At 73.0% G+C, this 12957-nt stretch carries 13 protein-coding genes; 9 read left to right on the plus strand and 4 right to left on the minus strand.

The annotated features are described in order from the left end of the window. Positions 1-426, minus strand: a complete 426-nt coding sequence (locus JOF36_RS22150; RefSeq protein WP_210030415.1) for a TIGR03668 family PPOX class F420-dependent oxidoreductase — start codon at positions 424-426, stop codon at positions 1-3. A 114-nt stretch (positions 427-540) separates the two neighbouring features. Here JOF36_RS22150 and JOF36_RS22155 point away from each other — a divergent pair, with 114 nt between their 5' ends. From JOF36_RS22155 to JOF36_RS22170, 4 genes are all read left to right on the plus strand, one after another. After that, positions 541-891 (plus strand): ArsR/SmtB family transcription factor, encoded by a 351-nt coding sequence (locus JOF36_RS22155; RefSeq protein WP_210036146.1) that lies wholly within the window; start codon positions 541-543, stop codon positions 889-891. Beyond that, positions 888-1370: an SRPBCC family protein gene (locus tag JOF36_RS22160; protein WP_210030417.1), complete on the plus strand. Its 483-nt coding sequence runs from the start codon at positions 888-890 to the stop codon at positions 1368-1370. Before JOF36_RS22155 ends, JOF36_RS22160 begins: the two co-directional genes overlap by 4 nt. 114 nt (positions 1371-1484) lie before the next feature. After that, on the plus strand, positions 1485-4556 hold the full coding sequence (locus JOF36_RS22165) for a DEAD/DEAH box helicase (RefSeq protein WP_210030418.1): 3072 nt from the start codon (positions 1485-1487) through the stop codon (positions 4554-4556). After that, entirely contained in the window at positions 4549-5379 is an 831-nt protein-coding gene (locus JOF36_RS22170; RefSeq protein WP_210030420.1) for an SWIM zinc finger family protein, read from the plus strand. Before JOF36_RS22165 ends, JOF36_RS22170 begins: the two co-directional genes overlap by 8 nt. A gap of 318 nt (positions 5380-5697) precedes the next feature. On the opposite strand, the gene JOF36_RS22175 is transcribed toward JOF36_RS22170, so the two are convergent. Next, a complete protein-coding gene (locus JOF36_RS22175; protein WP_210030422.1) occupies positions 5698-6030 on the minus strand; it encodes a DUF3817 domain-containing protein in 333 nt (110 codons plus the stop codon). Positions 6031-6184: 154 nt separating this feature from the next. Here JOF36_RS22175 and JOF36_RS22180 point away from each other — a divergent pair, with 154 nt between their 5' ends. The 3 genes from JOF36_RS22180 (at position 6185) to JOF36_RS22190 (ending at position 7866) form a co-directional block, all read left to right on the plus strand. Next, positions 6185-6439 (plus strand): hypothetical protein, encoded by a 255-nt coding sequence (locus tag JOF36_RS22180; RefSeq protein ID WP_307862522.1) that lies wholly within the window; start codon positions 6185-6187, stop codon positions 6437-6439. Continuing rightward, positions 6436-6858: a sigma factor-like helix-turn-helix DNA-binding protein gene (locus JOF36_RS22185; RefSeq protein ID WP_210030426.1), complete on the plus strand. Its 423-nt coding sequence runs from the start codon at positions 6436-6438 to the stop codon at positions 6856-6858. The genes JOF36_RS22180 and JOF36_RS22185 overlap by 4 nt, the downstream gene beginning before the upstream one ends. 90 nt (positions 6859-6948) lie before the next feature. Next, complete coding sequence (locus JOF36_RS22190) at positions 6949-7866, plus strand: TIGR03854 family LLM class F420-dependent oxidoreductase (RefSeq protein WP_307862523.1); 918 nt, start codon at positions 6949-6951, stop codon at positions 7864-7866. 58 nt (positions 7867-7924) lie between these two features. On the opposite strand, the gene JOF36_RS22195 is transcribed toward JOF36_RS22190, so the two are convergent. Next, complete coding sequence (locus JOF36_RS22195) at positions 7925-9562, minus strand: hypothetical protein (protein WP_307862524.1); 1638 nt, start codon at positions 9560-9562, stop codon at positions 7925-7927. A 722-nt stretch (positions 9563-10284) separates the two neighbouring features. On the opposite strand from JOF36_RS22195, the gene JOF36_RS22200 reads away from it, so the two are divergent. Beyond that, positions 10285-11589, plus strand: a complete 1305-nt coding sequence (locus JOF36_RS22200; RefSeq protein WP_210030428.1) for an HNH endonuclease signature motif containing protein — start codon at positions 10285-10287, stop codon at positions 11587-11589. Positions 11590-11602: 13 nt separating this feature from the next. On the opposite strand, the gene JOF36_RS22205 is transcribed toward JOF36_RS22200, so the two are convergent. Then, on the minus strand, positions 11603-12364 hold the full coding sequence (locus JOF36_RS22205; RefSeq protein WP_210030430.1) for an SDR family oxidoreductase: 762 nt from the start codon (positions 12362-12364) through the stop codon (positions 11603-11605). 39 nt (positions 12365-12403) lie between these two features. Between JOF36_RS22205 and JOF36_RS22210 the strand changes: the two genes are divergently transcribed. Further along, complete coding sequence (locus JOF36_RS22210; protein ID WP_210030432.1) at positions 12404-12898, plus strand: DUF309 domain-containing protein; 495 nt, start codon at positions 12404-12406, stop codon at positions 12896-12898. Positions 12899-12957: the final 59 nt, after the last annotated feature.

Here is a 12957-nt window from a genome sequence, read left to right on the forward strand (position 1 = left end):
TCAGCGGGCGGACCAACCGGACCAGCGGGTGGGACGCAGCGCCAGGACCGGGCCCTCCGGTGGCTGCCGGGCATAGGGCGGGTACTTCCGCGCCAGTGCCGCGATCGCGCGGTCCCGCAGGTCGCCGGCGTCGTGGATCTCCGCGGTCGCGTCGAGGCGCGCCCACCACAGCTGCGACCAGTCGTCGTCGTAGTGGTCGGCGAGCAGCCCGACGCGCGGATCGGACTCGATGTCGCGCAGCCGGGCCAGCCGGCGGTGCCGCTTGGGCTTCACGTCGTCCACGGCGGACACGACGAGGTCGTCGAGCATCGTGAACGTCATCGGCACCAGCCGCGGGGTGCCGTCGGTGCGCCGGATCGTGGCCAGCCGGGCGACCGGGGCGGAGGCGAGCAGCGCGCGGGCTGCGGTCTCGTCGAGCGTGGGCATCGGCGGCGATCCTACGGCCGGGCACGAATTTCGCCTCCTTCAACCTGTGGGTTGAATACGGGCTCGACGTCCGCTATCGTCTTAATCAACCGCAAGGTTGAACGAAGAGGAGACATCGTGGAGGACCGGCTCTCGAAGGTGTTCGCCGCTCTGGCGGACCCGACCCGGCGCGACATGGTGGCCCGGCTGGCCGCCGACGACGCGACGGTCAACGAGCTCGCCGAGCCCTACGACGTCTCCGTCCAGGCGGTGTCCAAGCACATCAAGGTGCTCGAGGACGCCGGGCTGGTCCGGCGCAGCCGGCAGGCCCAGCGACGGCCGGTGCACCTCGAAGCGGAGGTGTTCGACCTGATGACGGCCTGGATCGAGCGATACCGGCGACAGATCGAGGAACGCTACCGGCGCCTCGACGACCTGCTCGCCGCCGAAGTGCCCACCGAGACGAACGAGGGAGCAGCATCATGACCACCCCGACCCGCGAGACCACCATCGAGGCCGTTGCGGACCTGCCGATCATCCGGATCATCCGGGAGTTCGACGCCCCGCCCGAGCGGGTCTTCGAGGCGCACGTCGACGTCGAGAAGGTGAAGCGCTGGCTCGGCCCGCGCCGGCTCACCATGACCGTGCAGCGCTGGGACGCCGAGACCGGCGGCGGCTACCGCTACACGCACACCGACGACGACGGCGAGTACCGCTTCTACGGCTCGTTCCACGAGGTCCGCGCGCCCGAGCGGATCGTGCAGACCTTCACCTTCGAGGGCTACCCGGACGGCGTGTCCCTGGAGACCATGACGCTGACCGAGCTGCCGGGCGGCCGCACCCGTCTCGTCGGGATCTCGGTCGTCGACTCGGTGGAGGCCCGCGACGCCATGCTCGCCTCCGGCATGGAGGTCGGCGTGAACGAAGGCTACGAACAGCTCGACGAGCTGCTCGCGGAGTCGTAGGCGAGACCCGCCGGGTGTCACGTCAGGGTTCGGTGGCCCGCACCTGCGTGACACTCGGCGAGTTCGGCGGGACGCGGGGGCGTCGCTGTCGGGGGTCGGCTCTAGCGTGGTGGCGTGCTCGTCGTTCATGCGCTCCACTCCCCCGGGCGGGGTGTCCTGCTCTGGGCCGAGGACGGTGAGCGGCCCGCGCGGACCGACCGGCGTTCGCTGCGGACCGCGCGGCCGCACCCGTTCGCCGTGCCCTCCGACGAGCTGGCCGCGATCCATCCGGGGAAGGCGGCGTCGGTGACGGTGCTGCTTCCGTCGCACCCCAGCGGCCCGCGGGACTCGCCCGGCCTGGTGCGGACCACGGCGCGCGCCCGGACCCGCAGCGAACCCACGCTGGCCCCGTGGACCGTGCCTGCCGTGCAGGTCGACCCGTCGGAGCTCACCGACCCGTCGCCGGACGTCCGGTACGGCGAGTCGTTCCGGCACCTGGCCGAGCTGGTCCGCTTCGCCGACGAGCTGGCCGCCCGCGGGCGCGTGCTGCCGGTGCTGGCCACCGAGGCGGGCCGGCCGGTGGCCCGCTGGCGACCGGTCGTGCAGGGGCTGGACGCCGTCGCCCGGGCCGATCTGGCGCGCCGGCTCCCGCCGGTGGCCCGCTGCGAGCAGCGGCGCCCCGGTGACGTCGCCGGGCAGGACCCCGACGAGCTGGTCGGCACCGCGCTCGACCGCTTCACCGACACCGCGGTCCGGGACCGGCTGGGGCGCAGCGCCGCGATGCCACTGCCGCTGCCCGACCGGCCGAGCACCCCGGCCGCGCTGCTGCACGCGCTGACCGGGCCCGCGCCGGAGGTGCCGGCGACCGAGGAGGGACTCGGCGCGCTGCGCGAGGCCCTCACCGCGTGGGACGACGTGGGCCGCGAGCAGCCGGGGGCGGGCACCGCCCTGTTCCGGCTGACCGAGGTCTCCACGATGCACGATCCGGCCGACCCGGATCCGGACCCGCTCGACCAGACCGGCGACGGCACCCGCTGGGAGGTGCGGTTCGCGCTGCAGTCCACCGAGGACCCGAGCCTGCAGCTCGAGGCCCCGGACGTCTGGGCGGGGGCAGCCGACGGCCTGATCGCCGGCGCGCAGGACGTGCTGCTGGCCGAGCTGGGCCGCGCCGCGCAGGTGCTGCCGGAGCTGGTCCGGTCGCTGCGCGACGCCCGGCCGGTGGGACTGACGCTCGACGTCGCCGGCGCGCACCGCTTCCTCACCCGCGACGCTCCCGCACTGCTCGCAGCCGGGTTCGGTGTCACGCTGCCGCGCGGCTGGGACGGGACGCGCGCACTCGGGCTGAAGCTGTCGGCGTCGTCGGCTCCGGCTCCCGGGGTCGTCACGCGCGGCGGGCTGGGCCGCGACGAGCTGGCGGAGTTCCGCTGGTCGCTCGCGGTGGGCGACGACGAGCTGGGTGAGGACGAGATCAGCGCCCTGGTCGCGGCGAAGGCGCCACTGGTCCGGCTGCGGGGGCGCTGGGTCGCCGTCGACGCGGACGCGCTGGCCCGCGGTCTGGACTTCCTGCGCCGCTCCCGGGACCGCACCCCGACCGTGCACGACGTGCTGGCCGCGGCCCGCGGGGACGTCGACGCACCGCTGCCGGTCACCGACGTCGACGCCCGCGGCCGGCTCGGCGCCCTGCTCGACGGCACCGCCGAGCGCGACCTCGAACCGTTGCCCGCGCCGCCCGGGTTCACCGCGACCCTGCGCCCCTACCAGGAGCGGGGTGTGGCCTGGCTGGCGTTCCTGTCCTCGCTCGGGCTGGGCGCCTGCCTGGCAGACGACATGGGGCTGGGCAAGACGGTGCAGCTACTGGCCCTGGAGACCCACGACCGGGCCGAGGACAGCACCGCACCCACCCTCATCGTCTGCCCCATGTCGATGGTCGGCACCTGGCAGAAGGAGGCGGCCCGGTTCGCCCCGGACCTGCGGGTGCACGCCCACCACGGTGCGGCGCGCCCCCGCGGCGCGGCCCTGCACACCCGGCTCGGCGAGGTCGACCTGGTGGTGACGACCTACGCCACCGCCACCCGGGACGCGGAGGACCTGCGGCTGTGGCGGTTCCACCGGCTCGTCCTCGACGAGGCCCAAATGATCAAGAACTCGCACGCGGCGGCCTCGCGGACCATGCGCTCGCTCGATGCCGCGCACCGGATCGCACTCACCGGCACCCCGATGGAGAACCGGCTGGCCGAGCTGTGGTCGGTGATGGACTTCCTCAACCCCGGCATCCTCGGCTCGCCCGAGGTGTTCCGGCAGCGCTTCGCGGTCCCGGTCGAGCGGCACCGTGACGCCGGCGCCGCCCGGACACTGCGCCGGATCACCCGGCCGTACCTGTTGCGCCGGGTCAAGACCGACCCGCAGGTGATCGACGACCTGCCGGAGAAGATCGAGATCGTGCAGGACCACCGGCTCACCCGGGAGCAGGCGTCGCTGTACCGCACGGTCGTCGACGACATGATGGAGCGGATCGAGGGCAGCGACGGCATCGAGCGCCGCGGCAACGTGCTCGCCGCGATGAGCAAGCTCAAACAGATCTGCAACCACCCCGCGCAGCTGCTGCACGACGGGTCCCCGATCCACCGGGCCGGGGGGCGGCACCGCTCCGGGAAGGTCGCCCGGCTGGAGGAGATCCTCGAGTCGGTGCTCGCGGCCGGGGACAAGGTGCTGCTGTTCAGCCAGTACACGGAGTTCGCCGCGATGCTGCGGCCGCACCTGTCGGCGCGGTTCGACACCGAGGTGCTCTACCTGCACGGCGGCACGCCGAAGAAGCGGCGCGACGAGATGGTGGCCCGGTTCCAGAGCGACGACGGGCCGTCGGTGTTCCTGCTCTCGCTCAAGGCCGGCGGGACCGGCCTGACGCTGACCGCGGCCAACCACGTCATCCACCTGGACCGGTGGTGGAACCCGGCGGTGGAGGACCAGGCCACCGACCGGGCGTTCCGGATCGGGCAGAAGCGTTCGGTGCAGGTGCGCAAGTTCGTCTGCCCGGGCACGGTCGAGGAACGGATCGACACCCTGGTGGCCTCGAAGCGGTCGCTGTCGGACATGGTCGTGACCGACGGCGAGGACTGGCTGACGTCGCTGTCCACGGCCGAGCTGCGCGAGGTGTTCGCGCTCGGGTCCGACGCGGTCACCGACGACCCGGGAGAGACCGATGAGTGACCAGCCGTTCTGGGCGTCCGACGAGTACACCGGCGGCCGGCCGATCCGGGTCGAGGGCGGCATCCGGATCCACGCCGCGAAGGGAGCGGTGGCCCGCACCTGGTGGTCGGCGCGGTTCCTGTCCGTGCTGGAGCGGCTCGGCGTCGGCGGGCGGCTCTCGCGCGGCAAGACCTACGCCCGCTCCGGGCAGATCGTGTCGCTCGACGTCGACGCCGGCGCGGCCGTGGCGCTCGTGCAGGGCACCCGGCCGCAGCCCTACCGGGTCCGGATCGGGCTGCGGGTCTGGGACAAGCCGCAGTGGCGGCGGGTGGAGGAGGCGCTGGCCGCCGACGCCTGGTACGCGGCCGCGCTGCTCTCCGGGACGGTCCCGCCGGAGATCGAGGAGCTGCTCGACGGCCTGGGACTGTCGCTGTTCCCGGCGGCCGGTGGTGACCTGGCGCAGGACTGCTCCTGCCCGGACGCCACGGTGCCCTGCAAGCACCTCGCCGCCGTGTTCTACGTGCTGGCCGAGCGCTGCGACACCGACCCGTTCACCCTGCTCACGTTGCGCGGGCGGGACCGCACGACGTTGCTGGAGCGGCTGCGCGAGGAGCGGGACCGCGCGGCGGGGGCCGGCGCCCCCTCCGGCCCCGCGGCGCTCGCCGACCTGCTCGACGGCTTCTGGACCGCCCCGGCCGGTGGCGCCGCTCCCCCGAGCCCGCCCGAGACGGAGCCGGACGCCGTGCTCGACCAGGTGCCGGAGCCGGCGCTGCGCGCGGGCCCGGACACGCTGACCGACCTGCTCCGGCCGGTCTACCGGGCGCTCGCACACCCCGATCGCTGAACCCCGCTAACGCGTGAGGGCCCGGCCACCGTGTTGGCGACCGGGCCCTCGTTCCCGAACTGACGCGCCGCTCCCACCACGAAGCGACATCACTGAAGTTAGCCTACCCTTAGCTGATCGTCAAGACCCTCGATCCCTCCGGACGAGAACCGCAGAGGAGAGCGAAAAGAGGGACGGCCCGGCCGCTGTGGTCGAGGCGGCCGGGCCGTGATTCCCGAACTGACGCGCCGCCCCCACCACGAGGCGACGGCGTTGAAGTTAGCCTAGGCTTACCTCAGACGTCAAGGGTGGGTGCCGCACCGCAGTTCGGAGCGCGTGTCAGCCGGTGACGGGCTGACTGCGCGCGGGGTCGAGCCGGCCGGATCGCGCCACATGCCGCTCGAACCAGATCGTCGTCAGCGGCGGGATGCTGGCGAGCACGCCGACGACCGTCGTCCACAGGTCCCACCGGAACAGCCGTGCCGTCCACAGCGTCACCAGCACGTACACGACGAACAGCGCGCCGTGGATCGGGCCGAAGACCTGCACCCCGAGCTCGCTGGTGCCCAGCACCCACTTGACGAACATCCCGATCAGCAACCCGGTCCAGGAGCAGGCCTCGGCGATCGCGACGACCCGGAAGACCCGGGCGACGATGGTGGGGTCGTTCATGGCAGCGGGTTCCTCCGGGACGGGGTCGGAACGATGTCGCCCTCCACTCTGCCGTACTCGTCCCACGAACTTCTACCGGGTGTCGAATTAGGCTCACACACCCGTACAGCCCACTGAACGCTTGCCCGTTCAGCTCGCTAGACTTACCCTTGTGGTGAACCGCCGGACCAAGTACGCGACGACGATGCAGATCGTCCGCCGCACGGCCCGCCGGCACTCGATGAGAGTGATCGAGATCCCGGGGAGGGGCGAGGGCTCACACCGCTGGCACGCACTGGTCGACTCGTCCGGAATCGAGATCGTGCGCTTCTCGCTGACAGATCATCCGCGCGAGCTGTCCTGGACGGTCCTGCGGAACCTGGAGGAGCGGCTCGCACCGTGCTTCGGAGAGAAGTGGATGGAACGATGAGCACCTACACGGTTGACGTGAACCGCGAGGACGGGCTGTGGTCGGCCATCGTCAACGATCTGCCCGGCGGCGCCTTCGTCGGGCTGGACTTCGAGCGCTTCTCCGATATCCGTGACGGCGTCCAGGAAGCTCTGATCGACTTCTTCGGGACCGAGGAGTTCGCGCTGGAGTGGACCTTCGCGACCGACCACCGCGACTTCACCCGGCCACTTCAGGAGGCCTTGGACCAGGCCGCCGTCGCTGAACGTGCCCGCGCCCGTCTCGATCACAGCCGGCGCGAGGCCATCGCCACCATGCGCGGCGCAGGACTCTCCTACCAGGAGATCGGCGATGCCCTGAGCCTGTCCAAAGCACGCGTGTCGCAGATCCACCACGCGGCGACCGAGGCCGGCGACCGGTCCGTCAGCGCCGCATCCTGACCCGATCGGCAGCCGAGTCGGGGGCGCTCGCGTACGTGATCCACGCCGGGAGTCGTGACCGGGCAGTGACCGCCGCGTAACGTGCCGTGAGTGGTCGACTCTCCGCACGGCAAGGTACGGATCGGCGTCGGATTGCTGGGGGCACGCAGCCTCGCCGAGCTGGGATCCGAGTTCGACGAAGTCGTCGACGCCCTCGACAAGTCCTCCGTGGACTCTCTCTGGCTCGCTGACCTGGCGTCCAAGCCCGTGATCGATCCGATGGTCGGGAGCACCTGGGCCGCCGCGCGGACCCGGCGGCTCAAGGTCGGTACCGGTGTCACGGTGCTGCCGGGGCGCAACCCGATGCTCCTGGCCGCCGAGCTCGCGTCACTCGCGGTGCTCGCGCCGAAGCGGATCCTGCCGGTGTTCGGGATCCGCGCGGCGTCCCCGGAGGACCGGCAGCTCCATCCCGCCCCGGGCCGGCTGGTCGCGGTGTTCGAGGAGTCGCTCGTCGTGCTGCGCCGGCTGCTGACCGAGGAGTCGGTGACCCACCACGGGGAGTTCTTCACCCTCGACGACGCCACGATCCTCCCCCGGCCGGACCGGCCGCTGGATCTCTGGCTCGGTGGCCGGGCCGAGGCGGGCCTGCGCCGGGTGGGCCGGCTCGCCGACGGCTGGCTGGCCAGCTACCTGACCCCGGCCGAGACCGCCCGGGCCCGCACCGTCATCGAGAACGCGGCACGGGACGCCGGCCGGACGATCGAGGACGACCACTACGGCACCAACATCTGGATCGCGCTCCCCGGCACCGACCTGGACGCAGCGCTGGAGCGAGCCACCGTCCAGCGCCCGGACGCCGACCCCCGCGACCTCGTCGGGCTCGGCTGGAACGGGGCCGCGGAGCTGATCCGCCGGCATGTCGACAGCGGGCTCACCAAGTTCGTCGTCCGTCCCTCGGCGCCGGTGGACGACTGGTTCACCTACCTCGACCGGTTCACCGAGGAGCTGGGAGCGCTCGAGTCCGGCTGATCACCGGATCGCGGACGGGTCACCGGGTCCGCCGCTCACCGGTTCGCGGCTCATCGGGTCACCGGGTCACCGTGAGCGCGTCCGTCGATCCCGGACGCAGCGTCCCGCAGCCGGAGCGGGGCGCCGCGCTCGCGCCCTCCCGCCGCGGCTGCGTCACCTGCTGCGCGAAGGCGGTCGCCTCCGCCAGCAGCGCCGGATCGGTGACCAGGTCGCGCCGGACCAGGTATCCGGAGTCGGGACTCACCATGAGCACCGGCACGTAGCGCTGCGCGGTCCGCGGATCGGCCAGCAGCCCGGTGCTGCGCGTCCAGTTGCCGTGCACCTCGATGAACTCGGGACGCACGTCGTCGAGGACATGGTCGCGCAGCGCGTCCATGTCGTCGTCGGCGTGGAACCGGGCGATCGGCGCCGACACCAGACCCACCAGGTCGACGACCTCGTACCGGCTGCTCAGCGCAGTGCCGCCGACGTCCGGCGTGGCGATCCGGCCGCTCGGGATCCCGAGGATGTCGCCGAACGCGTTCGGCGCGGCGCCCATCCCGACCGCGATCGCGCACAGCGGCACGGTCGGCCCGTTGCGGAACGTGCGCGCGGTCTCCAGCCACGACGACGCCGACACGACCAGCGCCACCACGACGAGGACCCCGGCCACGGTCCGGCCCCGCACGGTCGCCGCGCCGATCGCACGGTCCACGGCGAGCACCGCGACCAGCGCCCCGAGCGCCCAGATCGGCGTCGCGAACCGGTGCAGACCCATCCAGTCCGGTTCGAGCACGGCGTAGGCCGCGAGCGCGCACCCGAGCGGCACCAGCAGCACCGCGAACAGCGGCCGGTGCCGGCCCGGACGTAGCAGCGCCGCCCCGAGCGCGCCGACCGCCAGCGACACCAGCAGCCATCCGGCCACCGGCACCAGCTCGGCAGGCCGGTTCAGCGCCGTGACCTCCGGCAGACCCTGTGCCTTGGCGACGGCGGTGTTCGGTACCCACAGCCCGAAGGTCGCGACCCGCCAGAGGAGGTAGCCGCCGTAGGGCACCGCGAACACGGCGAGTGAGAGCCCCGCCGCGGCCGTCGCCCGCAGGATCGTGTCGCGGCGCAGCAGCACCAGCAGCGCGAGCGGGTACGCGAGGGCGTACACCAGACCGTCCGGCCGGGTCAGTGCGGCGAGCGCGGCGAGCAGCCCGCAGGTCACCGCCGGCCCGGGCGCGGTGAGCCGATCCCGGGACACGGCGCGGACCAGCGTCGCGGCGAGCGCCGCCGCGGCGAGCGCGAGCAGCGGGTTCTCCAGCCCGGACGTCAGCCAGACCGCGTACGACGGCACGGCGGCGGCCAGCGTCCCCGCCACCGCGGTGACCACGGCGGCCCGCCATCGCCCGGGCACGATCTCCCGGGCCGCCAGGTGGAACGCCGCCACGACGCCCGCCCCGCAGGCCAGCGCGGCGCCCTTCGGGAACAGCACCAGGTCCGACACCCCGAACCAGGTGCCGTGGTCGAACAGTCCGGCTGCGCTCGCGAGCACCAGCAGCGCCAGCCAGGCCGGGTTCGACCAGCCCTCCACCGGGTCGGCGCCCGGTTGCAGCACCGGGCCCGCGCCGGCCGCGATCGAGCGGGCGTAGGCGAACGTGATGCCCGCGTCGTCGATCAGCCAGCGGCCGTAGAGCGCCATGTGCAGCGCCAGCACCACGGTCGGGACGCCCACGGCGACCAGCCAGGCCGCTGGGGCACCGGGCCCACGCCTCCGCGCCGCGGTGACGGGCCGGACCGGTCTGTCGGGTGCCTGGACCACGCGGGCATCATTGCGCACCGCGCCCGGCCCCGCGTGCGCCCTCCCCGGCACGGGGCGAACGGCACACCGGCGCTCCGGCCGCAAGATCTGACAGCCCGCATGCGCCCATGATGGAGCCGCCGGGCCGTGCCCGGGCGGGGCCTGACGCTCGAGAGGCGCGTGCGGGTAGTTCGGATCCTGTGGCGAGCACACTCGCGTGCCCCCTCGCGGAGCAGCCGGGCCGTGCCCTGGGTCGCACCTGACGTTCGAGGGGCACGTGCGGGTAGTTCGATCCCGGGGCCAGCGCGCTCCTCTGCCCCTGGTGGAGCAGCCGGGCCGTGCCTGGCCGCACCTCACGCTCGAGAGGCGCGTGCGGGTAGTTCGATCTCGTGCGAGCGCGCTCGCGTGCCCCTGGTGGCGCCGCCGCCCGTGCCCTGGGCCGCACCTGACGTTCGAGGGGCACATGCGGGTAGTTCGATCTCGCGGCGAGCGCGCTCCTGTACCCCTGGTGGTCCCGCAGCCGATGCGGAGCCCGATCGCCCGAATGTTTCCGCTCGAAAACCATTCGGCGACCAACAATGCACCACCGGATACCGGTATTCGCGATCACCAAAGAAAGAGTGACATCGAACACCTGTTCGGCTAAAATGAGACGCGTGACCGCAGTCCACGACCCCCCGATCCCCGACACCTTCCCGGGTGCCGGAGAGCCCGGGTTCCCGCAGGTCGACCTCACGCTGATGCAGCTGGTCATCGAGCAGGCTGCCGCAGCGGATGCGGAGTCGCGCACCGAATCCGAGTCCGAGTCCGAGTTGATCGATCAGATTCAGCAGATCGAATCGTTGCAGAACTCACTGGCCGCATTGCAGGCGAACCGCATCCGCGCATTCGCCCGCGCCCACGTGAGCGCACGGATATCCGCCGGTGTCGTCGAACCCGAGAAACTCGAACGCGCCGCGGTCGCCCAGATCGGGCTCGCCTGCCGGGTGTCACCGACCGAAGGGCGCTCCCGGCTCCGGGTCGCGCGTGATCTGCGCGAAGGCCTCGACCACGTCCGCGCCCTGTTCGTCGCCGGCGAACTGAGCCGGGACAAGGTCTCCGCGATCGTCACCGCGACCACGGACCTCGACCACGACGAACGGGCCACGATCGACACCCGGCTCGCCGCCCACGACCTGCCCCGGCTCGGGACCGGACGACTGCGCGACCTGACCCGCAGGCTGGTCGCCGAGATCGCCCCGGACAAGTTCACGGCCCGCGTCGACACCGCCCGCACCCAGCGGCGGGTCACCCTGCGCCCGGCCCCGGACGCGATGACCTACCTGACCGCCTACCTACCGGTCGAGCAAGGCGTCGCCTGCCTGGCCGCACTGCGCAAGGCGTTCGTCGACGTCTCGGTGGACCCGGCACCACTGACCCGCACCCGCGGCCAGGTCATGGCCGACACCCTGGTCGAGCGCGTCACCGGGAAGACCACCGCCACCGACATCGACCTCGAAGTCCAGGTGATGGTCCCGGTCGAGGCCCTCATCGACCCGGACAGCCCACTACCCGCCGAGGTCCCCGGCCACGGCCCCGTCCCGGTCGACCTGCTGGCCACCAGCACCGGTCAGAAGGCGCTACGGCGGCTGTTCACCCGGAACGGGATCGTGATCGGCGGCGAATCCCGGCAACGGTTCTTCACCGGGCTGCTGGCCGAACTCCTCAAGGCCCGGGCGCGACATCGGTGCACCGAGCCCTACTGCGATGCACCGGCCCGGCACCTCGACCACATCGACCGCGCGACCGACCACGGACCCACCGAACTCGACAACGGCCGGGCCACCTGCGAGTTCCACAACCATGTCCGCGAGCAGCCCGGGTGGTCAGTGAAGCGCACCCCCGAGGGCGTGCGCACCACCACACCCACCGGCCACTCCTACCTGACACCCGAGGAGCGCCATGACAGTCGACAGGAGTGACGAGCGGGCGCTGTCAGCGTGTCGTCCAGATGCCCCCGTCGACCGGGATGATCGCGCCGGTGACGTACGAGCCCGCCGCCGCGGCCAGGAACAGCGTGGCCCCGACGACGTCCGACGGCTGCCCGAGCCGGCCCAGCGGCGCGGACTCGGCGATCTCCTCCCCCGCCTCCTCCAGGGTCGCCCGCATCATCCGCGACGGGAACGGGCCCGGCGCGATCGCGTTGACGGTGATCCGCCTCGGCCCGAGGTCGCGAGCGAGCACGCGCGTCAGCTGGTGCACCGCGGCCTTGCTGGCCGAGTAGCTGTAGTTCGGCGCCTCGGGCACCCGCAATCCGTCGATGCTGCCGATGTTGATCACGCGGCCGGGGTCGTCGACCGAGGCGGCGGCCTCGAGCAGCGGCAGGAACGCCCGGGTCAGGAAGAACGGCGCCTTGAGGTTCAGGTCGAGCACCTTGTCCCAGGCGTGCGCCGGGAACTCCTCCAGCGGTGCACCCCAGGTGGCGCCCGCGTTGTTGACGAGCAGGTGCAGCCGGTCCTCCCGGGCCCCGATCTCGGACGCCAGCCGGACGCACTCGTCCTCCGACGACAGGTCGGCCGGGATCCCGACGGCGCCGGTCTCCGCCTCGGCGGCGGCGCACGCGTCGGCCTTGCGGCTGGACACGTAGACCCGCGCACCGGCCTCCACGAGCCCGCGGGCGATCATCTGCCCGATTCCGCTGGTCCCGCCCGTCACCAGGGCGACCTTGCCGTCGACGTCGAACAGCCCATGGGTCATGGCACGCACGCTAACGGATCACCTGGCAGGGTCGTCCCCATGACCCGATCCCGCGATCGTGACGAGGCCGGCCGCGCCCGCAACGCCCGCCCCCGCGACGCCGCCGGGCGCCCGCTGCCGCACGGGGCCGCCGGCGTCGAGCGGGTGCCCGAGGACCTGGTGCTGAGCCCCGCCGAGGCCGTCACCGAGGCACAACGACTGCTCGACGACGGCCTGCCGTTCCAGGCCCACGAGGTCCTCGAGGGCGCCTGGAAGGACAGCGGCGACGACACCCGGGGGCTCTGGCGGTCGCTGGCCCAGCTCGCCGTCGGCCTGACCCACGCCCAGCGCGGCAACGCCCGCGGCGCCGTCGCGCTGCTGCGCCGCGGCACCGAGGGGCTCCGGTCGTGGCGGGTGCTGGGCGCCGACGCCCCGGCCGGGCTGGACCTGGACGGCCTCACCGCGCACGCCGACGCACTCGCCGAGGACATCGAGGCCGGCGGCGCCGGAGCGGTCGCGGCCGAGTGGCTCCGCCCACGCCTGCGCGGTGCCTGACGGGGTCGAGGATCACGGTTCCGCGACCCCGTTCGCCGTGACGCGGCCGGGGCCCGGCG

It is taken from the genome of Pseudonocardia parietis, assembly GCF_017876315.1.
In the GTDB taxonomy this organism is placed as follows: Bacteria; Actinomycetota; Actinomycetes; order Mycobacteriales; family Pseudonocardiaceae; genus Pseudonocardia; species Pseudonocardia parietis.

Coding starts and splice junctions, on each gene's coding strand:
- JOF36_RS22150 (WP_210030415.1), bottom strand. CDS start 426: ATGCCCACGCTCGACGAGACCGCAGCCCGCGCGCTGCTCGCCTCCGCC.
- JOF36_RS22160 (WP_210030417.1), top strand. CDS start 888: ATGACCACCCCGACCCGCGAGACCACCATCGAGGCCGTTGCGGACCTG.
- JOF36_RS22170 (WP_210030420.1), top strand. CDS start 4,549: ATGAGTGACCAGCCGTTCTGGGCGTCCGACGAGTACACCGGCGGCCGG.
- JOF36_RS22175 (WP_210030422.1), bottom strand. CDS start 6,030: ATGAACGACCCCACCATCGTCGCCCGGGTCTTCCGGGTCGTCGCGATC.
- JOF36_RS22185 (WP_210030426.1), top strand. CDS start 6,436: ATGAGCACCTACACGGTTGACGTGAACCGCGAGGACGGGCTGTGGTCG.
- JOF36_RS22205 (WP_210030430.1), bottom strand. CDS start 12,364: ATGACCCATGGGCTGTTCGACGTCGACGGCAAGGTCGCCCTGGTGACG.
- JOF36_RS22210 (WP_210030432.1), top strand. CDS start 12,404: ATGACCCGATCCCGCGATCGTGACGAGGCCGGCCGCGCCCGCAACGCC.